General features: G+C 70.8%; 22 protein-coding genes. 11 read left to right on the forward strand and 11 right to left on the reverse strand.

Annotated features, from left to right (window positions below; translation table 11 throughout):
- Window position 1: 1 nt before the first annotated feature.
- From ACNNMR_RS13990 to ACNNMR_RS14005, 4 genes are all read left to right on the forward strand, one after another.
- Entirely contained in the window at window positions 2-715 is a 714-nt protein-coding gene (locus tag ACNNMR_RS13990; protein WP_419994921.1) for a cation transporter, read from the forward strand.
- Window positions 716-778: 63 nt separating this feature from the next.
- The gene (locus ACNNMR_RS13995; RefSeq protein ID WP_419994922.1) at window positions 779-1,417 is read left to right on the forward strand and encodes a class I SAM-dependent methyltransferase; all 639 of its coding nucleotides are present in this window, start codon (window positions 779-781) and stop codon (window positions 1,415-1,417) included.
- A 245-nt stretch (window positions 1,418-1,662) separates the two neighbouring features.
- Complete coding sequence (locus ACNNMR_RS14000; RefSeq protein ID WP_419994923.1) at window positions 1,663-2,037, forward strand: Rid family detoxifying hydrolase; 375 nt, start codon at window positions 1,663-1,665, stop codon at window positions 2,035-2,037.
- Between the two features lie 11 nt (window positions 2,038-2,048).
- Window positions 2,049-3,488, forward strand: coding sequence for an aminotransferase class V-fold PLP-dependent enzyme (locus tag ACNNMR_RS14005; protein WP_419994924.1), 1,440 nt, complete (start codon window positions 2,049-2,051; stop codon window positions 3,486-3,488).
- 64 nt (window positions 3,489-3,552) lie between these two features.
- On the opposite strand, the gene ACNNMR_RS14010 is transcribed toward ACNNMR_RS14005, so the two are convergent.
- The 3 genes from ACNNMR_RS14010 to ACNNMR_RS14020 are packed head-to-tail and all read right to left on the reverse strand — an operon-like array spanning window position 3,553 to window position 5,950.
- On the reverse strand, window positions 3,553-3,813 hold the full coding sequence (locus tag ACNNMR_RS14010; protein ID WP_419994925.1) for a hypothetical protein: 261 nt from the start codon (window positions 3,811-3,813) through the stop codon (window positions 3,553-3,555).
- Window positions 3,813-4,403, reverse strand: a complete 591-nt coding sequence (locus ACNNMR_RS14015) for an RNA polymerase sigma factor (RefSeq protein ID WP_419994926.1) — start codon at window positions 4,401-4,403, stop codon at window positions 3,813-3,815. Before ACNNMR_RS14015 ends, ACNNMR_RS14010 begins: the two co-directional genes overlap by 1 nt.
- Window positions 4,400-5,950 (reverse strand): sodium:solute symporter family protein, encoded by a 1,551-nt coding sequence (locus ACNNMR_RS14020; RefSeq protein ID WP_419994927.1) that lies wholly within the window; start codon window positions 5,948-5,950, stop codon window positions 4,400-4,402. Before ACNNMR_RS14020 ends, ACNNMR_RS14015 begins: the two co-directional genes overlap by 4 nt.
- Window positions 5,951-6,220: 270 nt before the next feature.
- Between ACNNMR_RS14020 and ACNNMR_RS14025 the strand changes: the two genes are divergently transcribed.
- Window positions 6,221-6,475: a DUF3311 domain-containing protein gene (locus tag ACNNMR_RS14025; protein ID WP_419994928.1), complete on the forward strand. Its 255-nt coding sequence runs from the start codon at window positions 6,221-6,223 to the stop codon at window positions 6,473-6,475.
- Window positions 6,476-6,563: 88 nt separating this feature from the next.
- Window positions 6,564-8,744, forward strand: coding sequence for a carbon starvation CstA family protein (locus ACNNMR_RS14030; RefSeq protein ID WP_419994929.1), 2,181 nt, complete (start codon window positions 6,564-6,566; stop codon window positions 8,742-8,744).
- Window positions 8,745-8,817: 73 nt separating this feature from the next.
- On the opposite strand, the gene ACNNMR_RS14035 is transcribed toward ACNNMR_RS14030, so the two are convergent.
- The 3 genes from ACNNMR_RS14035 to ACNNMR_RS14045 form a co-directional block, all read right to left on the reverse strand.
- Window positions 8,818-8,946, reverse strand: a complete 129-nt coding sequence (locus ACNNMR_RS14035) for a hypothetical protein (protein WP_419994930.1) — start codon at window positions 8,944-8,946, stop codon at window positions 8,818-8,820.
- 42 nt (window positions 8,947-8,988) lie between these two features.
- A complete protein-coding gene (locus ACNNMR_RS14040) occupies window positions 8,989-11,373 on the reverse strand; it encodes an ATP-binding cassette domain-containing protein (protein ID WP_419994931.1) in 2,385 nt (794 codons plus the stop codon).
- 125 nt (window positions 11,374-11,498) lie between these two features.
- Entirely contained in the window at window positions 11,499-11,693 is a 195-nt protein-coding gene (locus tag ACNNMR_RS14045) for a hypothetical protein (protein WP_419994932.1), read from the reverse strand.
- A 565-nt stretch (window positions 11,694-12,258) separates the two neighbouring features.
- On the opposite strand from ACNNMR_RS14045, the gene ACNNMR_RS14050 reads away from it, so the two are divergent.
- A complete protein-coding gene (locus tag ACNNMR_RS14050) occupies window positions 12,259-13,470 on the forward strand; it encodes an acyltransferase family protein (RefSeq protein ID WP_419994933.1) in 1,212 nt (403 codons plus the stop codon).
- Between the two features lie 27 nt (window positions 13,471-13,497).
- Here ACNNMR_RS14050 and ACNNMR_RS14055 read toward each other — a convergent pair whose 3' ends face one another.
- Together ACNNMR_RS14055 and ACNNMR_RS14060 are read right to left on the reverse strand one after the other, a co-directional pair.
- Window positions 13,498-16,092: an ABC transporter permease gene (locus ACNNMR_RS14055; RefSeq protein WP_419994934.1), complete on the reverse strand. Its 2,595-nt coding sequence runs from the start codon at window positions 16,090-16,092 to the stop codon at window positions 13,498-13,500.
- Window positions 16,089-16,904: an ABC transporter ATP-binding protein gene (locus tag ACNNMR_RS14060; protein WP_419994935.1), complete on the reverse strand. Its 816-nt coding sequence runs from the start codon at window positions 16,902-16,904 to the stop codon at window positions 16,089-16,091. Before ACNNMR_RS14060 ends, ACNNMR_RS14055 begins: the two co-directional genes overlap by 4 nt.
- A gap of 219 nt (window positions 16,905-17,123) precedes the next feature.
- On the opposite strand from ACNNMR_RS14060, the gene ACNNMR_RS14065 reads away from it, so the two are divergent.
- Window positions 17,124-18,311 (forward strand): cation:proton antiporter, encoded by a 1,188-nt coding sequence (locus tag ACNNMR_RS14065; protein WP_419994936.1) that lies wholly within the window; start codon window positions 17,124-17,126, stop codon window positions 18,309-18,311.
- 126 nt (window positions 18,312-18,437) lie between these two features.
- Here the strand turns inward: ACNNMR_RS14065 and ACNNMR_RS14070 are convergent, their stop codons facing one another.
- The gene (locus ACNNMR_RS14070) at window positions 18,438-19,037 is read right to left on the reverse strand and encodes a biotin transporter BioY (protein ID WP_419994937.1); all 600 of its coding nucleotides are present in this window, start codon (window positions 19,035-19,037) and stop codon (window positions 18,438-18,440) included.
- A gap of 43 nt (window positions 19,038-19,080) precedes the next feature.
- On the reverse strand, window positions 19,081-20,502 hold the full coding sequence (locus ACNNMR_RS14075) for an amino acid permease (RefSeq protein ID WP_419994938.1): 1,422 nt from the start codon (window positions 20,500-20,502) through the stop codon (window positions 19,081-19,083).
- 119 nt (window positions 20,503-20,621) lie between these two features.
- Here ACNNMR_RS14075 and ACNNMR_RS14080 point away from each other — a divergent pair, with 119 nt between their 5' ends.
- Both ACNNMR_RS14080 and ACNNMR_RS14085 read left to right on the forward strand, forming a co-directional pair.
- The gene (locus ACNNMR_RS14080) at window positions 20,622-21,107 is read left to right on the forward strand and encodes a ribose-5-phosphate isomerase (protein ID WP_419994939.1); all 486 of its coding nucleotides are present in this window, start codon (window positions 20,622-20,624) and stop codon (window positions 21,105-21,107) included.
- Window positions 21,107-21,913, forward strand: a complete 807-nt coding sequence (locus ACNNMR_RS14085) for an Fpg/Nei family DNA glycosylase (protein ID WP_419994940.1) — start codon at window positions 21,107-21,109, stop codon at window positions 21,911-21,913. Before ACNNMR_RS14080 ends, ACNNMR_RS14085 begins: the two co-directional genes overlap by 1 nt.
- A 5-nt stretch (window positions 21,914-21,918) precedes the next feature.
- On the opposite strand, the gene ACNNMR_RS14090 is transcribed toward ACNNMR_RS14085, so the two are convergent.
- The gene (locus ACNNMR_RS14090) at window positions 21,919-23,148 is read right to left on the reverse strand and encodes a GNAT family N-acetyltransferase (protein ID WP_419994941.1); all 1,230 of its coding nucleotides are present in this window, start codon (window positions 23,146-23,148) and stop codon (window positions 21,919-21,921) included.
- A 123-nt stretch (window positions 23,149-23,271) separates the two neighbouring features.
- On the opposite strand from ACNNMR_RS14090, the gene ACNNMR_RS14095 reads away from it, so the two are divergent.
- The gene (locus tag ACNNMR_RS14095; protein ID WP_419994942.1) at window positions 23,272-24,432 is read left to right on the forward strand and encodes a PP2C family protein-serine/threonine phosphatase; all 1,161 of its coding nucleotides are present in this window, start codon (window positions 23,272-23,274) and stop codon (window positions 24,430-24,432) included.
- The last annotated feature ends 88 nt before the right edge of the window (window positions 24,433-24,520 follow it).

Here is a 24,520-nt window from a genome sequence, read left to right on the forward strand (position 1 = left end):
GATGACCGCGATCTCGCTCGGGCCCGCCCCGCACCGCAAGGCCGTGCTGGCCCGGCGGATACGGCTGCTGGTCGCCGCGACCATCGCCTATAACGTCGTCGAGGCGGTCGTCGCGATCACTGCCGGGACGGTGGCATCCTCGACCGCGCTCATCGGCTTCGGCCTGGATTCGGTCATCGAGGTCTCCTCCGCGGCCGCGGTCGCCTGGCAGTTCGCCGCCAAGGACGAGGCGGTGCGCGCGGCCCGCGAGCAGCGCACCCTGCGGATCATTGCCGGGTCCTTCTTCGTCCTCGCCGCGTACGTGACCTTCGAATCCGTGCGCGCGCTGACCGGCGCCGCCGAAGCGGAGCACTCCACGCCGGGCATCGTGCTCGCCGCCCTCTCCCTCGCGATCATGCCGTTCCTGTCCGCCGCCCAGCGCCGCGCCGGCCGCGAACTCGGCTCCGCCTCGGCTGTCGCGGACTCCAAGCAGACGCTGCTGTGCACCTATCTCTCCGCGGTGCTGCTGCTCGGCCTGCTCGCCAACTCCCTCTTCGGCTGGTCCCTGGCTGATCCGATCGCCGCCCTGGCCATCGCCGCCATCGCCGTGAAGGAAGGCCGCGCGGCATGGCAGGGCGACGGCTGCTGCGCTGCCCCCGCAGGCGCGATCCACGCGAGCGGAAACCCGGCGCAGCACGCCGACGCCTGCCGCTCCGGTTGCGACTGCTGCGCGTAACCGCGTAACACCGCAACCTGAAGCGCCCCGCCCGCGTCCGCCGTAACGAGCGAAGGAGGGCACATGAGTGATCTGGAGCCGCTGCAGAATCCGCGCTTCGCCCGCCAGTACCTGAGGATGGCCAAGGTCGCCGACCAGCGCGGCGCGGCCGAGCACCGGCGCCGGCTCGTCGACGGGCTCGCCGGGCGGGTGCTGGAGGTCGGGGCGGGGCAGGGCCGCAGCTTCCGCCACTATCCGGACGCCGTGACGGAGTTGGTCGCCGTCGAGCCCGACGCCACGCTGCGGGAGGCCGCCGAGCGCGCCGCCGCGGACGCGGCCGTGCCGGTGACGGTCCTGGCCGGCCAGGCCGCCCGACTGCCCGGCCGCGACGGCGAGTTCGACGCCGTGGTCGTCTCGCTGGTGCTGTGCACCGTCGGCGACCCGCCCGCGGCCTTGGCCGAGATCGCCCGTGTGCTGCGCCCGGGCGGAGAGCTGCGCTTCTACGAGCACGTGCGCGCCCGGAACCGCCTCGGCGGATGGCTGGAGGACGCGATCAACCCGCTGTGGCGCCGCGCCGCCGGCGGCTGCAACGTCAACAGGGATACGGGGAAGGCCATCGCCGCGGCCGGCTTCAGGACCGAGCGCCTCGATCGCTTCGGATTCTCCTTCTCCCCGCTCGCCCCCAAGACCGCACACATCATCGGCACCGCCACCCGCCCGTAAACCGCGGGAACCGGTAAACCCCCGGCCGCCCTTCCGCAACCAAACAGCACACAGCGCCCCGAAAGGGCGGGCGCGTCCATGTGCTGATGTGTGCGGGAGGGCAACGAATGCAGAGCTCGAATTCACTTCGGACCCGGGGCCGGGGGCGGGTCCTGGGGGCCGTGGCTGCGGCCGGCTTGCTGGTGGTGGGGGTTGGTGGGGCCTCGGCCAGTGCCGATCACGGGGACCGGCAGCACCGGCACCGGGTGATCTCCACCCCCGACGCGCCCGCCGCCATCGGGCCGTACTCGCAGGGGATCTCCGCCGGGAACCTGACCTTCATCTCGGGGCAGCTCCCCATCGACCCGAAGACCGGGTCCATCCCGGCGGGCGCCACCGTCGAGGAGCAGACCCGGCAGGTGCTGCGCAATGTCCGGGCCGTGCTCAGGGCGGACGGGATGTCGCTGCGGAGCGTCGTCTCGACCACCGTCTATCTCGCCGATCTCGATGACTTCGACCGCTTCAACGCGGCCTATGCCGAGTTCTTCGGCGCGGGGGCGCCGCCCGCGCGAGCCACGGTCGAGGCGGCCAGGGTGCCGCGGGACGCCAAGGTCGAAATATCAGCAATCGCCGTACGATGAAGGGATCTGACATGGCGATACCGAGGCTCAACACCGGCCCGGCGACCGGGGTTTCCCGCCGCGCCTTCGCCGGTCTCATCGGGGGCGGCGCCGCGAGCGTGGGACTGGGGACGCTGGCCGTCCCCTCCGCCCGCGCCGCAACGCCCACCGCGGCCGGCACCGCGTCGGCCGCCCGCTCGGCCGCGCTGCCGCCGCCCTCGTCGAAGGGCTACTGGGACGCCGTGCGGCGCCTGTTCGTCCTCGACAAGGACGTGCTCTTCATGAATGTCGGCACCGTCGGGTCGCCGCCGCGCGAGGTGCTGCAGACCGTGGACCGGGTGCACCGCGAGGTGGCCGTCGGGGCGATCTCCGCGTACAGCAACTTTGCGGACGTACGCGCGGTGGCGGCCCGCGGCTACGGCTGTGACCCGGACGAGCTCGTCATCTCGCACAACACCACCGACGGCATGTCGAAGGTCATCGCCGGTCTCGCGCTGAAGGACGGCGACGAGATCCTCACCACCAACCACGAGCACTCCGGCGGCAACGTGCCGATGGCGCTGGCCCACGACCGCCACGGCGTGGTGATCAAGCGGGTGGCGCTTCCCGTCGGCAATGACCAGCGGGCCGAGGACTACGTGGAGTTGTTCCGGAAGGCCATCACCTCGCGCACCAAGGTGCTGCTGTTCTCCGCGCCCACGTACAAGACGGGCACCATGCTGCCGATCAAGATGCTGGCCAGGCTCGCGCAGGAGCACGGGCTGACCACGCTCGTGGACGGTGCGCACATACCCGGGATGATGGCGTACAACTTCCATGAGCTGGGCGTGGACTTCCTCGCCGGCTCGGCCGCGAAGTGGCAGTGCGGGCCCGGCGGCACCGGCGTCCTCTACATCCGCAACAAGGTGCTGTCGCGCCACAACCCGAACCCGCTGCCGGAGTTCTGGCCCGTGGTGTCGAGCGGCTATCCGGCCGAGGGCGGCCGGCCGCCGCGCTCCGACGGACCCAAGGAGAGCTACGACATCGCCGCAGACCTGCAGTCCGTCGGCAACGGCAGCCTGGCGATCATGGCCGGCGTCGGCAATGTCTGCGAGATCTGGGACCGCATCGGCCGGCAGCGGATCGAGAAGCATGTCCTCGGGCTCTCCGGCTATCTCAAGGAGCTCATCGCCGAGCGGTGGGGCGTGAAGTCCCTGTACTCGCCGAAGGACGACCCCCGGCTGGTGTGCGCGCTCACCTCGTTCGCACCCTTCCGCGACCGGGACGATATCTACGACGCGGACAAGGCGACGAAGTTCGTCGCCCGGCTCAAGGACGAGCACGGCATCGTGATCCGCACCAGCGACTTCCCGGTGATCGGCTCGTCCAAGAACCACCAGGTGGTACGAGTCTCCACGCACCTGTTCCACCAGAAGGAGGACGTGGAGCGGGTCGCCGACGCGATGTGGCGGCTGTCCCGCGAGATGAGCTGAGGGTACGTACGGGCAGCAAGGACCTGCGGGCCGCGGAGTCGACTCCGCGGCCCGCAGGCGCCGTTCAGGGCTGCACGATCACGTCGACCCGCTCCTTGCGCGGCGGCGTGTCCGGCTCTGCGAGGGAGTGCAGCGCCCACAGGCCCACCACGTCGGCGACGATCACGGTCAGCACGGCGAGCACCAGCATGATCAGCCGCCGGCGCCGGTCCCGCCGCTGCCACTCCGCGCGGGCCCGCGCATACGCGTCCGGGGACGGCTGCGTCGTCGACGCCAGGGAGTCGAGGGTGTCCCGCAGCCGGGCCTCGGGGTCGTCCACGCTCATCACCGGTTCTCCAGGGCGCGGGACAGTGCGTGCATCCCCCGGGAGGTATGCGATTTCACCGCACCCGGACTGATGCCCATCGCCTCGGCTATCTCCCTCTCCTTGAGGTCCATCCAGTAGCGGAGCACCAGCGCTTCCCGCTGGCGGGTGGGCAGGTTCTTCAGCGCTTCCACGACCTGGCGCTGGTCTTCGTGCAGCATCGCGGTGGTCTCGGCGGAGGCGATGTCGACCACCTCCACGCTGGCATGGCGGCGCGAGACCTGCAGGCGCCGTATCCGCATCCGCACGAGGTTGCACACCACGGAACGAAGATAGGCGGGTGCGGCCTCGGGTGCACGGAGTCGGTACCAGCGGCGGTGCAGTTCGCAGAACGCCTCGGCGACCAGGTCCTCGGCGTCCTGTTCCGCGCCCAGCAGAGCCGCCAGGCGCACCAGTTTGGCGTGGTGCCCGTCGAAGAGTCTGATCAGCGCGGTCTCCCGCTCCACGTCCCGCAGGTCGACACCCGGCTCGGCCTCGGTAGCGGGCGGTGCGACCGGCACGGGCGCGATGCGGCGCCAGGGCTTGTCGGTGTTCCGTACGACATCGCTCATGACACGGCCTCGCCGTTACGGGCGGAGCCGTCCGGCCGCAGCACCCCGGACAGGCCGCGCGGCACGCCGAGCCGGCCCAACAGCGGGCTGGCCACCGCAACGACGGCGATGTTGACCGCGAGTCCGATCACGCCCGCGTAGATCTGGGTGTCGACCGGCCCGACCGACACCCGCACCAGCGAGGAGAACGCGCCCGTGTTGACCAGCCCGGTCCCGGTCACCATGCCGAGCAGCCAGCCGGCCAGCAGGGCGCCCCAGTGGGGTGTCCGGCGCAGCAGCCCGAGCGCGATGGCGGGCACGATCTGCAGCACCCATACGGCACCGAGCAGATGCAGGTTGATCGCGGCCTGGTCGCGCAGCCCGAGCGCGAAGGCGAGCGCGCCCAGCTTGACGATCAGCGATATCAGCCGGGCCATCCTGGTCACTTGGGCGGCCGTCGCGGTCGGGTTGACGAACTCCAGGTACACGTTCCGCGCGAACAGCGTCGCCGCGCCGATGGACATCACCGCGGCCGGCACCAGCGCCGCGACGATGAGTGCGCCCAGCAGCAGCCCGGCCGCCCAGCCCGGCGCGAGGTCCAGGATGAGCAGCGGTATCGCCAGTTCGCTGCGGCCCGGCGGCGGTTCGGCCTTGGCCGCGAGCGCCGCGATGCCGAAGAGCGCGAAGAGGCCGAGCATGGCCGTCCAGCCCAGGAGGGTGACGGAGGACCGGCGCAGCACCCGGTTGGAGCGCGCGGAGAACGCCACCATCAGCACATGCGGGAAGGCGAACAGCGCCAGGGCCGAGCCCACGGCGAGGGACATGTACGCCGGGGCGAGTTCGGGGTGGGGCACGAGGGCGGAGGCCCCGTCGTCGGCCGTGAGCGCGGCGCCCGCCCGGGAGAAGAGGGTGGCCGGCGAGCCCAGCCGGGACAGGATGAGGCCGCCGAGGGCGAGCGTCGAGCCCACGATCAGCACGGCCTTGACCACCGAGACCAGGGACGGCGCGCGCAGCCCGTACCGGAAGGTGGAGACGGCGAGCACGGCGAAGACTGCCGTCAGCGCGGCGTCGCCCGCGAGCCCGTCGGAGCGCAGGCCGAGCACGCTCAGCACCGCTCTGAGGCCGAGCAGTTGGAGCGCGATGTACGGCATCGTGGCGAAGATGCCGGTGAGGGAGACGGCCAGGGCCAGCAGCGGCGACCCGTAGCGTTCCCGTACGAAGTCGGCGGCCGTGATGTGCCCGTGGGCCCGCGCCGTGGCCGCCAGGCGCGGCAGCAGGACGAAGGCGATCACGCAGATGAGGACCGTGTACGGCAGCGCGTAGAACCCCATCCCGCCCGAGGTGAACACGGCGCCGGGCACGGCCGTGAAGGTGTACGCGGTGTAGATGGTGCCGCCGAGCAGACACCAGATGAGGACACTGCCCTGGCGGCGGTCGGCCAGTGCCCAGTCCTCGAGGTCCGCCCTGACCCCGGTGCCGGCCGACGATAAGCGAGCACCTCTCAGCGCGATGGCCGAGGCCACCAGCACCACGGCCGCACAGGTGATCGCCGGGACGACGTTGCTCATGACTCCTCCACGCTCGTCGGTGGAAATCCGGCCACAGCGCGGTAAACCCTCACGGGCCCGTACGCAACTACCGGACGCGGCCCCCTGCCGGGTGGCACGGCGAGGGCCGGAAGCGTCATCAGCTAGGAGGAGAAAGGGCCTGACAATCCAGGAGTGAACCATCCATTCAAGCCATTGAACAGTCCTGTAACGCCGGGAAGGATTCCGTACAGAGTTATCTCTGACCTGCACGGATAATGGTTCCGGCGGCTATCGAGAGGTGGCTGAGGCATGTCCGAACAACGCCGTTCGCCGGTCGGTCCGACGCATACCCGTACGGCAGGCCGCGTCTGCCTGGCGGCCGTGATCGCGGGGCCGCTGCTCACACCGGCGTTCATGCGGCAGGATCCGCAGCTGTTCGGTTGGCCCTTCTTCTACTGGTACCAGTTCCTGTGGGTCCCGCTCGGCGCGATCCTGCTGACCTGCGCCTACGTCATCAGGCAGCGGGCGGAGCGACCCGAAGTCCCGACGGGCGACGAACGCTGACGCCGCTGTCAACCGAATCGCGGCCGACAGCAACCACCTTCACGCAGGCGCATCCGCCGGCCCATCGACCCCGATACCTGGAGCAATCGTGTCCCTCAACGGCGCCCGAAACACGAGACCCGCCCCGAAATCCATCCTGATCTGGACGCTCGTCGCCGTGGTCGGCGCCATCGGCTGGTCGGTGCTGGCCCTGTCCCGTGGGGAGGAGGTGTCGGCGGCCTGGATGGTGGCCGCGGCCCTGGGCTCGTACGCGATCGGCTATCGCTTCTACTCGAAATTCATCGCCCATCGGGTGCTGAAGGTCGACAAGACGCGTGCCACCCCGGCCGAGCGGCTGGACAACGCGGTCGACTTCCACCCGACCGACCGCAGAGTGCTGCTCGGACACCACTTCGCGGCGATCTCGGGCGCGGGGCCGCTGGTCGGCCCGGTGCTGGCCGCGCAGATGGGCTATCTGCCGGGCACGATCTGGATCGTCGCCGGCGTGATCTTCGCGGGTGCCGTGCAGGACATGGTGGTGCTCTTCTTCTCCACCCGGCGCAATGGCCGCTCGCTCGGCCAGATGGCGCGCGAGGAGATCGGGCCGGTGGGTGGCGCGGCCGCGCTGGTCGCGGTCTTCGCCATCATGATCATTCTGCTGGCGGTGCTGGCGCTGGTGATCGTCAACGCGCTGGCCGAGTCGCCGTGGGGCGTGTTCTCCATCGGGATGACGATCCCCATCGCGCTGTTCATGGGCTTCTATCTGCGGGTGATCCGGCCGGGCCGGGTCGCCGAGGTCTCCCTGATCGGCGTCGCGCTGCTGCTCCTCGCCCTGATCGCGGGCCGCTGGGTGGCCGAGTCCTCCTGGGCCGACGCCTTCACGCTCAGCAAGGAGACGCTGGTCATCTGGATGGTGATCTACGCCTTTGTGGCGTCGATCCTGCCGGTGTGGATGCTGCTCGCACCCCGCGATTACCTCTCCACCTTCATGAAGCTCGGCACGATTGCGCTGCTCTTCATCGGCGTCCTCGTGGCCGCACCGACCATGAAGATGGAGGGCGTTACGGAGTTCGCAACGGCAGGTACGGGCCCGGTGTTCGCCGGCTCGCTGTTCCCGTTCGTCTTCATCACCATCGCCTGTGGCGCGCTCTCCGGCTTCCACGCGCTCATCTCCTCCGGCACCACGCCGAAGATGGTCGAGAAGGAGCCGCAGATCCGGATGATCGGCTACGGGTCGATGCTGATGGAGTCGTCGGTGGCCATCATGGCGATCATCGCCGCCTGCGTACTGGACCCGGGCCTGTACTTCGCGATGAACTCGGCGCCGACCGTAATCGGCGAGACCGCGCAATCCGCCTCGGAGGCCATCCGCGGGCTGGGCTTCACCATCTCGCCCGAGGCGCTCGCCGCGGCCGCGGCATCCGTCGAGGAGCCGACGCTGCTGTCCCGTACGGGCGGCGCGCCGACCTTCGCCCTGGGGGTCGCGCAGGTCTTCTCCGAGGTGACCGGGGACAGCATGAAGGCGTTCTGGTACCACTTCGCGATCATGTTTGAGGCGCTGTTCATCCTCACCGCCGTCGACGCGGGGACGCGCGTGGGCCGGTTCATGCTGCAGGACACCCTGGGCAACCTCTACAAGCCGCTCAAGCGGGTCAGCTGGTGGCCCGGCCTGGTCGCCACCAGCGCGGTCGTCGTGGCGCTGTGGGGCTACTTCCTGTGGGTCGGCGTCCGCGACCCGCTCGGCGGGATCAACCAGCTCTTCCCGCTCTTCGGCATCTCCAACCAGCTGCTCGGCGCCGTGGCGCTCACCGTCTGCACCACCCTGCTGATCAAGTCCGGGCGGCTGAAGTGGGCCTGGGTGACCGGCGTTCCGCTGGCCTGGGTCGCCGTCGTCACGCTCACCGCGAGCTGGCAGAAGGTCTTCTCCGACGACCCGCGGGTCGGCTTCTTCGCGCAGGGCGATGTCGCGCAGAAGGGCATCGACTCCGGCGAGCTGAAGGGCAAGGCCCTCGACGACGCGCACACCGTCGTCACCAACACGACGGTGGACGGCGTGCTTTCCGCGATCTTCGCGATCCTGGTGGTCGTGGTCATGGTCGACGCGGCTCGCGTCTGCATCAAGTCGCTGCGCAACCCGGAGTCGGTGGTCAGCCATGAGGAGCCGCACACCGAATCCCGGTACGCCGCCCCGGCGCAGCTCTTCCCCACCAAGGAGGAGAAGGCGGAGCTGGCGGCCGCGGGGCTCGGCTCGGGCGGCGGCCGGATTCCCGGGGAGGCGACGACGCAGTGACGGCCCTGGCGACAGGCTTCCGCTGCTGCTGACCGGGGACATGTCGACCGGGTCAGGGCGGCGGCCGGTCACTTCACTTCCGGCGGTTGCTGATCCGCCGGATCACGAAGATCACTACGAGGATCAGAACGGCCAGCATGAACAGGCGGCCGACCGTCGCCCCCGCCGCCCTTGCCGCATCCGCCAGGTAGAACTCGTACATCGACGTACCCCCATCTCATCGTCGCGCACGGCGAGCCCTCGCTCAGGCTCCTACGTATTCCGCCAGGTGCTCCGCCGTCAAGGTCGAGCGGTCCTTTACCAGCGCCGCCGGCGTCCCCTCGAAGACGATCTCGCCGCCGTCGTGGCCCGCCCCCGGACCCAGGTCGATGATCCAGTCCGCGTGCGCCATCACCGCCTGGTGGTGCTCGATGACGATGACCGTCTTGCCGGAGTCGACGAGGCGGTCCAGCAGGCCCAGCAGCTGCTCCACGTCCGCCAGGTGCAGGCCCGTCGTCGGCTCGTCGAGTACGTAGATGCCGCCCTTGTCGCTCATGTGTGTGGCCATCTTCAGGCGCTGGCGTTCGCCGCCGGAGAGGGTGGTGAGCGGCTGGCCGAGGGTGAGGTAGCCGAGGCCGACGTCCGACAGGCGCTGCAGGATCTTGTGGGCGGCCGGGGTCTTCGCGTCGCCCGTAGCGAAGAAGTCCACCGCCTCGGTCACCGGCATGGCCAGGACCTCGCTGATGTCCTTGCCGCCGAAGGTGTACTCCAGAACCGAGGCCTGGAAGCGCTTCCCCTCGCACTCCTCGCAGGTCGTCGTGACGCCCGCCATCATCGCCAGGTCGGTGTAGATGACCCCGGCGCCGTTGCAGGTGGGGCAGGCGCCCTCGGAGTTGGCGGAGAAGAGCGCCGGCTTCACGCCGTTGGCCTTGGCGAAGGCCTTGCGGATGGGCTCGAGCAGGCTCGTGTACGTGGCGGGGTTGCTGCGCCGGGAGCCGCGGATGGCGGTCTGGTCGACGGACACCACGTCGTCGTTGGACGCGCCGAGCGAGCCATGGATCAGCGAGCTCTTGCCGGAGCCCGCGACGCCCGTCACGACCGTGAGCACCCCGAGCGGGATGTCGACGTCGACGTCCTTGAGGTTGTTCGCCTTCGCGCCGCGGATCTCCAGCGTGCCCTTGGGCGTACGGACCGAGTCCTTCAGTGCGGCCCGGTCGTCCAGGTGCCGCCCGGTGATGGTGTCCGAAGCCCGCAGCCCCTCCACCGTGCCCTCGTAACAGACGGTGCCGCCCGCCGTACCCGCGCCGGGGCCGAGGTCCACCACATGGTCGGCGATCGCGATGGCCTCCGGCTTGTGCTCGACGACCAGGACCGTGTTGCCCTTGTCGCGCAGCCGCAGCAGGAGATTGTTCATCCGCTGGATGTCGTGCGGGTGCAGGCCGACGGTCGGCTCGTCGAAGACGTAGGTGACGTCCGTGAGCGAGGAGCCGAGGTGGCGGATCATCTTCACGCGCTGGGCCTCGCCGCCGGACAGTGAGCCGGAGGCGCGGTTCAGCGAGAGATAGCCGAGGCCGATCTCCACGAACGAGTCGAGGGTCTGCTGCAGCGCCGTGAGCAGGGGGGCGACCGAGGAGTCCTTGATGCCCCGTACCCACTCCGCCAGGTCGCGGATCTCCATCGCGCAGGCGTCCGCGATCGACACCTTCTTGATCTTCGAGGAGCGGGCCGCCTCGCTCAGCCGGCTGCCGTCGCACTCGGGGCACTCGGCGAAGGTGACCGCCCGGTCGACGAAGGCGCGGATGTGCGGCTGCATCTGCTCGCGGTCCTTGGACAGGAAGGTCTTCTGGATCTTCGGGATCAGGCCCTCGTACGTGAGGTTGACCCCGCTGATCTTCACCTTGCACTGCTCGCGGTAGAGGAAGTCGTGCCGCTCCTTCTTGGTGTAGTCCCGGATCGGCTTGTCCGGGTCGAAGAAGCCGGAGTCCCTGATCACCCGCACCACCCAGCCGTCGCCGGTGTAGGTGGGGATGGTGAAGGGGTCCTCGGAGAGCGACTTGGAGTCGTCGTAGAGCTGGGTGAGGTCGATGTCGGAGACCTTGCCGCGGCCCTCGCAGCGGGTGCACATGCCGCCGGTGCGGGTGAAGGTGACCTTCTCGGTCTTGGTCTTGTCCGCGCCCCGGTCGACGGTGATGCCGCCGCTGGCGCTGACCGAGGCGACATTGAAGGAGAAGGCGCTGGACGGGCCGATGTGCGGCTTGCCGAGGCGGCTGAAGAGGATGCGCAGCATCGCGTTGGCGTCGGTGGCGGTGCCGACGGTGGAGCGCGGGTCGGCGCCCATCCGCTGCTGGTCGACGGTGATGGCGGTGGTCAGGCCGTCGAGCACGTCGACCTCGGGACGGGCCATCGTGGGCATGAAGCCCTGCACGAAGGTGCTGTAGGTCTCGTTGATCATCCGCTGCGACTCGGCGGCGATGGTGTCGAAGACCAGGGAGCTCTTGCCGGAGCCGGAGACGCCGGTGAAGACGGTCAGCCGCCGCTTGGGCAGCTCGACGTCGACGTCCTTGAGGTTGTTCTCGCGGGCGCCGTGCACGCGGAGAAGATCGTGACTGTCGGCGGGGTGCGGCTGCGCCGCGGTCTTCTTCGAGTCCATGACCGACAGGCTATGCGGGCCGGGGCGCGAGTGCTTCTCAGATCCTGACCGGATCTACGCCGGATCTACGCCGGGCCCGGACCGGGGCTGAGACCAAGGGCTGAGACCAGGGGCCGCGCCCGCCGCTACGTGCCCACCGCGCTGATCGACTCCGCGATCTGGTCGAGGAAGTCCCTTATTTCCGGAGCCGCTCCCGTGGACGCGAGGAAGAAGCCGAAGAGCACCGCGACGATGGCTGGGCCGGCCTTGATGGAGCCGCCGCGCATGAGCACGACGAGGATGATCCCCAGCATCAGCACCACAGACAGTGAAATGGCCACGCCTGATCACCCCTTGCTTCACGAACGCCGCCCAGAGAGGCGCACCGCCCGCACGCCGCCCTGCAGTTCCATCCTGCCACTAATCGGCGCGCGTGGTAGGGAGCCGGAGCAATCGGACCGCCCCCGTGCGCCCCCCGCGGCGATTGGGCAGGCATTTTCGAGCGATGGTTTCCATACACACCAATACCGCACAGGGAATTCACGGAAGCGCCGCGGAGATCGCCCGTGGAGACGGCCCAGTTGATGCGCCGCAGATACGAACACGGTCCGGCAAGTCACGATGAGTCGGGCATATCGCGATCGCCATCCGCGGCGGTTATGTCGCTTTTAGGTCGGACAAACCCTGACAAGTTGCCGATCAAAGCACGTCATCCCGGCTGCCGGAGCACGAGTAATTCATAGACGAACGGGCACTCGACACGGGAAGTGTGAGATGAGTCCACTTTGAATTTACTCCCGAGGTACGTGGAGGCTATGGTTCCTGGGATGTTCCCCGCTGCCTTTATCCCCGCTCGTGCAGTGCGGCACGGGTCCCCCACCCCCGGCCACCGGTGGGAGGGCGCCTGTGACTAGCTCGCTGCACCCGCACGCCCCCGCCGATGCCGACACCCGCTTCCCGGCCCCCCACCAGGAAGCCCCCCGGCGCCCCGACCGGCCCCGCCCGGGCCAGGACGACGCCGCCGCTCAGGCCGGGCCGCCCGCGCCCAAGCCGAAGCCGAAGGGCCGCGACCCGTACTTCGACAACGCGAAGTACCTCGCGATCGTCCTGGTCGCCTGCGGCCACGCCTGGGAGCCGCTGCGCGGCGACAGCAGGGCCGCCGCCGCCCTGTACATGATCGTGTACGCCTTCCACATGCCGGCCTTCATCATGATCTCCGGCTTCATGTCGCGGAACTTCGACATGACCGGCAAGCGCATCCAGCGCCTGGTCACCGGCGTGCTGGTGCCGTACATCCTGTTCGAGATCGCGTACACCCTCTTCAAGAGGTACGCGGACGACGACCCGGGCTATGCCTTCAGCATCCTGGACCCCTGGTATCTGACCTGGTTCCTGATCGCCCTCTTCGTCTGGCGGGTCACCACCCCGATCTGGAAGGTGATCAAGTGGCCGGTGCCGCTCGCGCTGGCGATCGCCGCCCTCGCCGCGATGAGCCCGGAGATCGGCGACGACCTGGATCTGCAGCGGGTGCTGCAGTTCATGCCGTTCTTCGTCATCGGCCTGTTCATCAAGCCTGAGCACTTTCAGCTGGTGCACAGCTGGCGCGGCCGCTTCATGTCGCTGCCGGTCTTCGGCTTCGCCCTGCTGGTCGCCTACTGGGCGGCCCCGCGGATGAGCGCCGCCTGGTTCTACCGCCGCGACTCCGCCCAGGAGCTGGCGGCGCCGCACGCCTGGTACGGCGGCGTGATGACGCTCGCCCTCTTCGGCGCCTCGATGGTGCTGTGCGCCTGCTTCTTCGCCTGGGTGCCGCGCCGCAAGATGTGGTTCACCGTGCTCGGCACCGGCACGCTGTACGGCTACCTGCTGCACGGCTTCGTCGCGAAGGGCTCGCGCTTCTGGGGCTGGTACGAGGAGAACGACTGGGTCCACACCCCGTGGGGCGCGATCGTGGTCACCATCCTCGCCGTCGGCCTGATCACCTTCCTGTGCACGCCACCGTTCCAGCGGGCCTTCCGCTGGGCGATGGAGCCCAAGATGGACTGGGCCTTCAAGCAGAACACCGGCAAGAAGGACGCCGCCAAGAGCAACCACCGCGGAAAGCTGAAGTCGCTGCTCTGAGGCGCGGGCGGGCGCGAGCGGTCCGGGCTACGCCCGGTTCCGCAGCGCCGCCCGCCCCGGCAGCGTCACCGCCAGCAGCGCCAGCGCCGCCGCGGCGGCCGCGAAGGAGCCGTACACCAGCGGGGGTACGTACGGCCCCTCCCCGGTCAGTCCGCGCATCATCGGGACCAGCGTGACCACGGCGATCGCCGTGCCCAGGCCCACTCCCGCCAGCGACACCAGCAGGCTCTCCCAGCGGAGCATGCCCATCACCTGGCGGCGGGTGGTGCCCACCAGGCGGAGGGTGCTCAGCTCGCGGCGGCGGGCGAGGACCGTCATCACCAGGGTGTTGGCGGCGGCGATGGCGGCGAAGCCGCCGAGGACCGCGGCCATGGTGTTGTTGGCCCAGGCGTTCAGCTCGCGGTCCAGGTTCTGCTCGGTCGCGAAGCCGGAGGCGTCGGTGACCGCGCCGAGGGCCGCGAGCGGCTTGTCCGATCCGCCCCGTACCAGCAGCGTGCTGTCGAACGGCGACGTGACGTGCCCGGCCAGCGACGCGCGGTCCATGGTGACGGCGGCGAGGCCGATGCCGCGGCCGTAGACGGCGACGACCTCGGGGCGCGCCTTGGTGCCGTCCGGGAGATAGACCGGCAGCCGGTCGCCGAGGCCGACGTGGGCGCCGGTCGCCAGGGTCTTGTCGATGGCGATACGGCCCTTGCCGACCCGGTCGAGGCTCCCCTCCCGTACGTCCAGGTCCTGCACCTTCGCGAGCTGCCCGCCGGACGCCGAGATCCCCTGCGCCGCCGTGCCCTGCAGCCACTTGTCGCCGCCGGAGCCGACGGGTACCAGCAGCTGGGCGTTGAGTACGCCGACGGCCGCCTTGACGCCGGGCGCGCGGGCGGCGTCCGTCGCCGCGTGGGCCGGGAGGCCGGCCGGGTTGGTGACGACGTGGTCGGCGGTGACGCCCGCGCGCAGTTGCTTGTCCGCGACGTGGCTCTCGCTCGTATGCATGAAGACGAGGGTCGAGGCGAAGGCCATGGCGAGCGCGATCGGGGTGATCGCGGAGGCGAGGCGGCGGGCGCCGGCGCGGGAGTTGGCGGCGGCGAGTTCGGCGGGGGCGCCCGCGCCGCGCAGCGGCAGCCCGAACAGGCCCGCGCAGGCGCGCGCCACCAGCGGGCCGAGCAGCGCGACGGCGAGCATGAAGCACATGACGACGCCGAGCGACGCGGTGGCCGCGTCCTCCCCGGCCGCGCTGCCCGCGAAGGCGGCGAAGAAGGCGCCGCCGGCCACGGCGGCCAGGCCCAGGAAGGTACGGATGATGCCGGGCCGCAGCCGCTCCAGCGACGCCTCGGTGAGCGCCTGCCCCGGCTTGATCTTCGACGGCCTGCGGCCCGCCGCCCACCCGGCGATGAGCGCGGTGAGCAGCCCGGCGCCGACGGCGGTGACGAGCGGGATGAACGAGACGTGCACCTGCACGGCATCCGGAATCGCCCCGCGGTCCTGCAGCTGCCCGAACCACCAGTGCGCGAGCCCGATGCCGGGCACGCAGCCGACGAGCCCGGCGAGGGGCGCCACCAGCAGCGCCTCGGCGGCGACCGCGCGGCGGATCTGCTTCGGGGTGGCGCCGATGGCGCGCAGCAGCGCGAACTCGCGGGCGCGCTGGGCGACGGACAGCGCGACGGTTCCGGCGGCGGTGAAGGCCGCGACCATGGTCGCGATGCCGCCGAAGGACCCGCCGAGCCCGGTGAGCATCTCCTTGCTGTAGTCGACGCCGCGGTCCTCGACGGCGCCGCGGTCGTCGCCGGTGTGGACCTTGGCGGCGGAGCCGGCGAGGGCCTTCTTTACGGAGGCGGCGAGGGCTCCCGGGTCGGTGCCGGGCTTGGCGAGTACGGCGATGGCGTCGGCCTTGCCGGGGTGGCCTGCGAGGGCGGGGGCCTGGGAGTCGGCGAACCAGGCGGTCGCCTTGCCGCCCGTCCCGGCGTCGGCGTCGGCGGGTCCGGCCGCGTCCCCGGCGCCGGGGGTGGCCAGCCCTGAGATGCGGAACTCCTGCCGTCCGGCGGCCGTTTCGAGCGCGACGGTGTCGCCGACGGCGACCTTGGCGGCGCGGGCGGTGGCGGCGTCGAGTGCGACCTCGCCCGTGCCGGGCCCGGCACCGGAAGCGAGTCCGGTCCCGGTGAAAGCGTGCGCGCCCCAGCCGTGGGCGGTGAGCGCACCGCCCGGGACCCGCAGTTCGCGCGCGGGCGCGGAGCCCGCCGGCTCCTGGGACCCGTCGCCGGCCGCCCGCGAACCGCCGTCCCCGGTCCGTACCGGGAAGGTGAAGTCCGGCACCGCCGCCTTCGCCCCCGGCGCCCGCGCGGCCTTCGCCGCCAGCCCGGCGTCCACCCGCGCCGTGTCCGGCAGCAGCTGCGGCGAGTCCGAGCGGTCGTCGCCGCTGCCCGTGACCATGTGCGCGTACTGGTCCGCGGCCGCCACCACCGGCGCGTCCGCGTACCGCTCCGGCGGTGCCGAGGCGCGTACGCCGGTCTCCAGCAGGATGCCGCAGGCCGAGACGATCAGCGCCGACATCATCAGCGCCACGAAAGTGCCCGCGAAGGACGCGGGTTTGAAGCGGATGGCCGCGCGGGCGAGGCCATTGGGGCCTCTCACGCCGCGGCCCCCACCATTGCTCCGGTACGGGCCGTGAGCGCGGTCATCCGCGTCGCGATCTGCTCCGCGGAGCCGCCGTCGAGGCGGTCGGCGAAGACGCCGTCGGCGAGGAAGAGCACCCGGTCCGCCCACGCGGCGGCCGACGGGTCGTGGGTGACCATGACGACCGTGGCGCCGAGGGTGTCCACCGCGTGCCGGAGCAGGCCGAGGACCTCGGTCGCGGTGCCGGTGTCCAGCGCGCCGGTCGGCTCGTCCGCGAAGACCACGTCCGGCGACGTGACCAGCGCGCGGGCGATGGCGACGCGCTGCTGCTGGCCGCCGGAGAGCTCGCCGGGCCGGCGGCGCGCCTTGTCGGCGAGCCCGACCCGGGCCAGCACCTCGGCCGCGCGGCGGCGGTCCTGCCGCTGTCCGGCGAGGCGCATCGGGAGCAGGACGTTCTGCTCCACGGTCAGGGACGGCAGCAGGTTGAAGGCCTGGAAGACGAAGCCCAGGCGGCTGCGGCGCAGTTCGGTGAGCTTGTTCTCGCTCATGCCGGTGATCTCGGTGCCACCGAGCCGTACGGATCCCGCCGACGGCCGGTCGAGGCCCGCGGCACACTGCAGGAAGGTGGACTTTCCGGACCCGGACGGGCCCATCACGGCGGTGAAGGTGCCGCGCAGAAGCGCGAGATCCACACCCGCGAGCGCGTGCACGGCAGAGCTCCCGCGGCCGTACTGCCGCCGGACGCCGCGGAGTTCGACGGCGAGGCCAGGGGTACCCGCGATCTCCGGTCCCTGGTCCGCCTGGTGTCGCTTGCTGCGGCGCAGCCCCATGTCGTGTCCTCTCCTCGAGCCGATATCTCGAAGCTACGGAGCACGACGTCCGCGAACCATGGCGGCTGCTGGCGGATCGGGGGTGGGGAAAACCCGAGCACCGATCGAGGGACCAACCAACAGTAAGGTAAACTAAGTAAAAGCCTTCCGTCCCCTGCCTCACGGGACCAACGACTCTTTGGGAGTGAAAGCATCGGACACGCCGACACACTGATAGCGATGGGCGGCGCCTTCGTGGCCGCCGCCCTGCTCGCCCGCCTGGGCGGCCGCATCGGACTGCCGACGATTCCCCTGTTCATCCTGGCCGGCATCCTGCTCGGCCCCAACACCCCCGGCATCGTCCTGGTCGCCGACCCCCACGACCTGGAAATGCTCTCCGCACTCGGCCTGGTGCTGCTGCTGTTCTACCTGGGCCTCGAGTTCCACATGGACGACCTGAAGTCGGGCGGCCGGCGGATGGCGCTGGCAGGTGGCTCGTACCTCCTGCTCAACGTCGGCGCCGGACTCGCCTTCGGCTTCCTCACCGGCTGGGGCACGCGCGAAGCGCTGGTGCTCGCCGGAGTTCTGGGCATCTCATCGTCCGCGATCGTGACGAAGATCCTGGTCGACCTGGGCCGGGTCGGCTCCCCCGAGACCAAGCCGATCCTCGGCATCATCGTCGTCGAGGACGTCTTCCTCGCGGTCTATCTCGCCGTGCTGCAGCCGCTGCTGTCCGGCACCAACGGCCCCGGCGACGCCGCCCTCAAGGCCGCCAAGGCGCTCGCCTTCCTGCTGCTGCTCGCCATCGCCGCCCGCTGGGGTACGAAGGTCATCGGCCGGCTCTTCGACACCCGCGACAACGAGCTGCTGGTCATCTCGTTCCTCGGCGCCGCCGTGCTGGTCGCCGGGGTCTCCGAGTGGTTCGGGGTGGCCGACGCGATCGGCGCCTTCATGGTCGGCCTGATGCTCGGCTCCACGTCGTCCAAGGAACGGATCATGACGCTGGTGCACCCGCTGCGGGACGCCTTCGGCGCGATCTTCTTCTTCGCCTTCGGCTTGTCGATCAACCCCGGAGACCTGCCCTCGGTGGCCGGTCCGGTGGCGATCGCGGTCGCGCTGACCATCGTCATGAACCTGCTGGCGGGTGTGGCGACGGCCCGGATGTACGGCTTCGGCAGCGGACCCGCGGCCCGCGTCGGGACGACGCTGCTGGCGCGCGGCGAGTTCGCGCTGATCCTCGCGACGATGGCGGCGAGCGCGGGCCTGAACCCGCGGCTGTCCCCGTTCATCGCGGGATACGTGCTGGTGCTGGCGGTCCTCGGCCCGCTGGCGGCAGGCCGCGCGGACTGGCTGGGCCGCTACCTCCCGGGGACCGGGAACGGCCCAAAGCCAGAGGACCGCACCCCGGAGCCCGCGGCGGCGGGCTAGGCGCGGAGGCGGGCTAGGCGCGGAGGCGGTGTGGAACCGCGGCCCCACCGCCCGCACCGCTCGATCCCACCCGCACCGCCTCCTGTCGCACACAGCAACGGGCGGGCGGGTGGGAACAGCCGAGCGTCAGCCGTTGCGCCCGGTGAGCTTCCAAGCAGCCGGCAGCAGGCCCATCGCCAGGGCCACCTTCAGGGCATCGCCCAGAAGGTACGGGGCCAGGCCGAGGCTCACGGCCTGACCCGCACCGATGTTCAGCGAGAGAGCCAGGTACGTGACGCCGACCGCGTAAATAATGGCGCTGCCCAGCGCCATCGTGCCGAGCGTGCGCCACACCTTGCGATCGCCGCCGCGGCGGGCCAGCGAGCCCACGGCCGTGGCGGCGATCAGCATGCCGATCACGTAACCGAAGGACGGCATCCCGACCCCCGAAGACGCCTCCGCGAACCACGGCATGCCCGCCGCGCCCGCGATCGCGTACAGCGCGAGCGCGAGGAAGCCGCGCTGCGCGCCGAGGCCCGCGCCGACCAGCAGCGCGGCGAAGGTCTGCCCGGTCACCGGGACCGGGGAGCCGGGCACCGGCAGCGCGATCTGCGCGCAGACGCCGGTGAGTGCGGCACCGCCGATGACGAGCGCGGCGTTACGGACGCGGGCGCGGGCGGCGGTGGTGGCGGGCAGGACGTCGGCGAGGACGCTGCCCGGGCGGATGACGGCGGCGTTGCTGCTCATCGGGGCTCCGGGGACATGAGGGTTTGCTGGGACGTAGGCGACGTTAACCGATGGCGCTGGACTGCCGGCGGCGGCGGCGGTCCAGGACCAGGCCGAGTGCCAGGACCAGGGCGCCGACCACGACCGACATCACCATCTGCTCGCGGCCGTCCTTGTCGTAGAACATGTAGCCCACGACGAAGAGGATCAGCGCGATCGTCGCGTACGTCAGATACGGGAACAGCCACATCTTCACCGTGTGCCGCTCCGGCATCTCCCGCTCGATGATCTTCCGGTACCGCAGCTGCGAGAGGCAGATCACCAGCCACACGAACAGCGCCACCGCACCGGACGAGTTGAGCAGGAAGGTGAAGACCGTCTCCGGCGACGTGTAGTTGAAGATCACCGCGACGAAGCCGAAGGCCACCGACGCCCAGATCGCCGCCGCCGGGACACCGCGCTGGTTCGTACGCCCGAAGGCCGCGGGCGCGTCGCCGCGCTTGCCGAGCGAGAAGGCCATCCGGGAGGCGGTGTACAGGCCCGAGTTCAGGCAGGACAGCACCGCAGTGACGATGATCACGTCCATGATGGTGCCGGCGTGCGGGATGCCGATCTGGTTCAGCGCCGCCACGTACGAACCCTGGTCCTCCAGCTTCTTCGAATCCCACGGGAGCAGGGTCACGACCAGAGCCATCGAGCCCAGGTAGAAGATGCCGATCCGCCAGATCACGGAGTTGGTGGCGCGGGAGACCATCTTGGCGGGCTCGGCCGACTCCCCCGCGGCGAGGGTGACGATCTCGCTGCCCATGAAGGAGAAGACGACCAGGAGCATGCCGGAGAGGATCGCGCCCGGCCCGTTGGGCAGGAAGCCGTCGTGCCCGGTCAGGTTCGATGTGCCCGGGGCGGCCATGTCCGTACCCGGCAGCAGGCCGAAGACGGCCAGGCCCGCGATGACGATGAAGGCGCCGATCGCGACGACCTTGATGCCGGCGAACCAGAACTCGAATTCGCCGTACGAGCCCACCGACGCGAGGTTGGTGACGGTCAGGATCACCATCACCAGCAGCGCCCACGACCACTGCGGGACGTCGGGTATCCAGCCGGTGAGGATCTGCGCCGCCGCGGTCGCCTCGACCGCGAGCACCACGACCCAGAAGAACCAGTACAGCCAGCCGATGGTGAAGCCCGCCCAGCGGCCCAGGGCCCGGTCCGCGTACTCCGAGAAGGACCCGGAGGCGGGGCTGGCCGCGGCCATCTCGCCCAGCATCCGCATGACGAGGACGACCAGCAGACCCGCGAGGGCGTAGCTGATCAGGATGCCGGGGCCTGCCTTGGCGATGCCGGCGCTGGAGCCGACGAACAGGCCGGCGCCGATCACGCCGCCGATGGCGATCATCGACAGGTGCCGGTTCTTGAGCCCTGCCCGTAGATCGCCGTCGCCGGGATCGCCGGTCTTGGTGCTCTCGGTGCGTGCGTTCACGCTCATGTGGGGGGTGTCCTTCGCGCCTCGGGTGACGAGCCGGACGATTAGATCTTGTGGGAGCGGCGAAACGGAAGGGCCGTCTCCGGATCGTTGTCTTCCGGGCGTCTGGCAAACTCATGCCCATGCGCGTTTACCTCGGCAGCGACCATGCCGGTTTTGAACTCAAGTCCCATCTCGTCGAGTGGCTGAAGGCTAATGGCCACGAGCCCGTCGACTGCGGTGCGCTCATCTACGACGCCGTCGACGACTACCCGCCGTTCTGCCTCCGCGCCGCCGAGCGCACCGTGGCCGACCCGGGCAGCCTCGGCATCGTGATCGGCGGCTCCGGCAATGGCGAGCAGATCGCCGCGAACAAGGTCAAGGGCGCGCGCGCGGCCCTGGCCTGGAACCTGGACACGGCCAAGCTGGCGCGCGAGCACAACAACGCCAACGTGATCAGCATCGGCGGCCGCCAGCACACCCTGGAGGAGGCCACGAGCTTCGTCGAGGCCTTCCTGACCACCCCGTTCACCGGCGAGGAGCGCCACCAGCGGCGCATCGACATGCTCAGCGCGTACGAGGAGACTGGCAAGCTCCCGGACATCCCGGCGCACCACCCGCAGGCCTGATGCCCGAGGGTCACACGATCCACCGGCTGGCGGCCGAGTACGGCATCAGGTTCGCCGGCCGCGTCCTGCGGGCCGCCAGCCCGCAGGGCAAGTTCGCCGACGGCGCGGCGCTGCTGGACGGCGCCCGCCTCACCGGCACCGACGCCCACGGCAAGCACCTCTTCCTGGACTTCGCCGCGGTGGGGCACGTGCACATCCACCTCGGCCTGTACGGGAAGGTCACCTTCGGCGACGGTCCCGCGCCGGCCCCCGTCGGCCAGGTCCGCCTCCGCCTGCTCACCGGGTCGGCATACGCCGACCTCCGCGGCCCGACGGCCTGCGAGCTGATCACGGAGGCCGAGAAGGACGCCCTGCACGCGCGCCTCGGCGACGACCCGCTGCGCGGCGGGGCGGGCGACCGGGCGTGGGAGCGGATCTCCCGGTCCCGTACGCCCATCGCCACCCTCCTCATGGACCAGAAGGTCATCTCGGGCGTCGGGAACGTCTACCGCGCCGAGGTCCTCTTCCGGCACGGCATCGACCCGTACCGGGCGGGCCGCGACCTGGCGCCCGGCGAGTGGCGGGCCATCTGGTCGGACCTCGTCGCCCTCATGCGCGAGGGCGTGCGCACAGGCCGGATCGACACGGTGCGGCCCGAGCACACCCCGGAGGCGATGGGCCGGCCGCCGCGGGTCGACGACCACGGCGGCGAGGTGTACGTGTACCGGCGGGCGGCGATGCCCTGCCATCTGTGCGGTACGAAGGTCCGTACCGCCGAGCTCGCCGCCAGGAATCTCTTCTGGTGCCCGCGCTGCCAGCGCCGCTGACGGCATCAGAAACCGTGCGGGAACCAGGGCGCGATGTGCCCGCCGAAGGCGGCTGAGGCCGCCGCCACCGCCCCGTCCCGCAGCGGCGTCACGCGCCCGGCGCCGGCCAGCGCGCTCAGGGTGCTGCCGCCGAGGTAGACCGCGCCCAGGTCGCGGACCGAGAGCGCCAGGTCGGCCGGGTCCTCGGTGCGCTTGCAGGAGGCGCCGGAGGAGTCGCCCGACAGTCGCCAACGGCCTTCGTTCCAGGGGCAGAAGGGATCGGTCACCTCAAGGACGACGTCGACGGGGGCGGCGTACGTACGCGCCTCCAGGGCAGCGGCGAGGTCGACGAGGCGCACATACAGCCCGTCCCCGTACGAGACGCGGCAGCGGCGGATGTCCGAGACGAGGTACTGCCAGGGGGCGTCCACCGGGTGGCCGCCGGTATGGACGACCGAGGTGAGATCGATCCCGAAGAGATAGCGCCAGAGCGCCGCCTCCGCCGCCGGGGTCAGGGCCTGCACGCCGTGCACGGTGACGACGCCCTCGTCGCGGCGGGACTTCGGGGTGACGGTGTAGCGGGCGTAGCCGACCACCTCGTCGGCGTCGCCCGCGGTCGCCAGCACGGCCTGGAGCGGCGAGGTGCGGGCGTCGCCCGAGCCGATGTCGGTGAGCAGCTTCTCCGGCCAGCGCGGCAGCCGGGCGAAGGTGCCGGGGCGGGCGCGCAGCAGGCGCTCGTAGACGCCCTCGCAGGCGCCGAGGGACTTCTCCGGGTCCGCGAGCCGCACCCGGACCGCGTCCGTCCCGTCCGGCACCTGGAGCGTGACGCGGGCGGTGTCGATCTCCGCGGAGAGCGTCTGGGTGGCGGTCCCGTACCCGAATCGTCCGTAGATGTCCGGCTCGGAGGCGAGGAGGACGGCCATCGGCTCGCCGCGCTCGCGCACCCCGTCCAGCTGCCGCCGCATCATCGACGTCAACAGCCCGCGCCTGCGATGCGTGGGCAGCACCGAGACAAGTGTCACACCGGCGACCGGCACGAGGCCGCCGCCGGGCACCACCATCCGGAAGCTGTACGCCCCTGTGGTGCCCACGACTTGGCCGTCGTCCCAGGCGGCGATGCCCCGCTCCGTCTCGATCACCGACACCCAGTGCTCGCGCCGGTCCGCGGGCAGCGGCACCCCGCCGAAACCCGTCTCCGCGGCGCGCAACCAGCCGTCCACACCATCCGCTTGCAGTTCCCGCAGCTCAATCGTCATCCCCTATCCGTAACAGGGGAATTCACCCTCACGCACTCCAATTCGCATACGATTTCGGGGCAAAGCATGGACGGCGCGCCGTGAATCGACGCGCCGCCGATCGGGTGGATAGGGTCCCGGGGCATGGCAGCAGGTGGTGCGGGCACAGGGGGCGCAGGGAAGACGCCCTTCCTGGCGCGGTGGCGGAAGTCCTTCCACCGCGTCCGCATCAGCGTGCGCCGCTCCGGCGTCGACTACTTCCGCGGCGACGGCTCCGACTGGATCGCCCTCGTCGTCCTCCTCGCCTCGGTGCCGGCCATCGCGCTCGGCACCATCACCGCCCCCGAGTGGATCTCCGCCTCCGCGCTGGTGCTGCCGGTGATCGTCGGCGGCCTGGTGCTGCGCCCGGCGAGCCTGCTGGCGCTGTACGCGGCCGCGGCGGCCGCGCTGATAGTGGAGACGGTGGTGCTCGGCCCGTACAAGGAGGGGCCGGCACGGGTGACGCCCGGGACGGTGCTGGTGGTCGCGGCGGTGGGGCTCACGGGGCTGACCATCGCCCAGTTCCGCAGCCGGGTCGGCGTGCCCTGGCTGCGCGGCGGCACGATGCTCTTCGACCTGCGCGAACGCATCCGCGTACAGAGCAAGCTGCCGCGGCTGCCGCGCGGGTGGCATGCGGAGATGTCGCTGCGGCCGGCGGGTGGGCAGTCCTTCTCCGGCGACTTTGTGGTGGCGGCTCGTACGCAGCGCGGGCAGATCCTGGAGGTCGTCCTGACGGACGTATCCGGGAAGGGCATGGACGCGGCCTCGCGGGCGCTGCTGCTGTCGGGGGCTTTCGGCGGGCTGCTGGGCTCGCTGCCGCCGCATTCCTTCCTTCCGGCGGCGAACGGGTATCTGCTGCGGCAGACGTGGGAGGAAGGCTTCGCCACGTCGGTGCATCTGGTGCTGGATCTGGAGTCCGGGGATTACGAGCTGCTGTCGGCAGGGCATGTGCCCGGGCTGCAGCTGAGCAAGGGCACGGGGGTGTGGGAGGAGAAGTCGGCGGAGGGGCCGCTGCTGGGGGTGCTGGATGCGGCTCAGTTCGATCCGGTGAAGGGGACGCTGCGGCCGGGGGATGTGCTGATGCTCTTCACGGATGGGCTCGTGGAGAGCCCGGATCGGGATCTGACGGAGGGGATCGATCGGCTGACGGGGGAGGCGGACAAGTACGCGTCGACGAGCTTTCGGGGGGCGGCGTGGCATTTGATCGAGGCGGTGGCGAAGGATGTGCGGGATGATCGGGCGCTGCTCTTGATCTGCCGGGACTGATGTGCCCACCCACCCGCCCGTTGCTGTCTCGGGTGGGGCGGCGGGGCGCGCAGCGCCGAATCTCCAGCCCGCTTCCCAGCTGGCGGCG

This window comes from Streptomyces boninensis, assembly GCF_048572725.1.
In the GTDB taxonomy this organism is placed as follows: Bacteria; Actinomycetota; Actinomycetes; order Streptomycetales; family Streptomycetaceae; genus Streptomyces; species Streptomyces boninensis.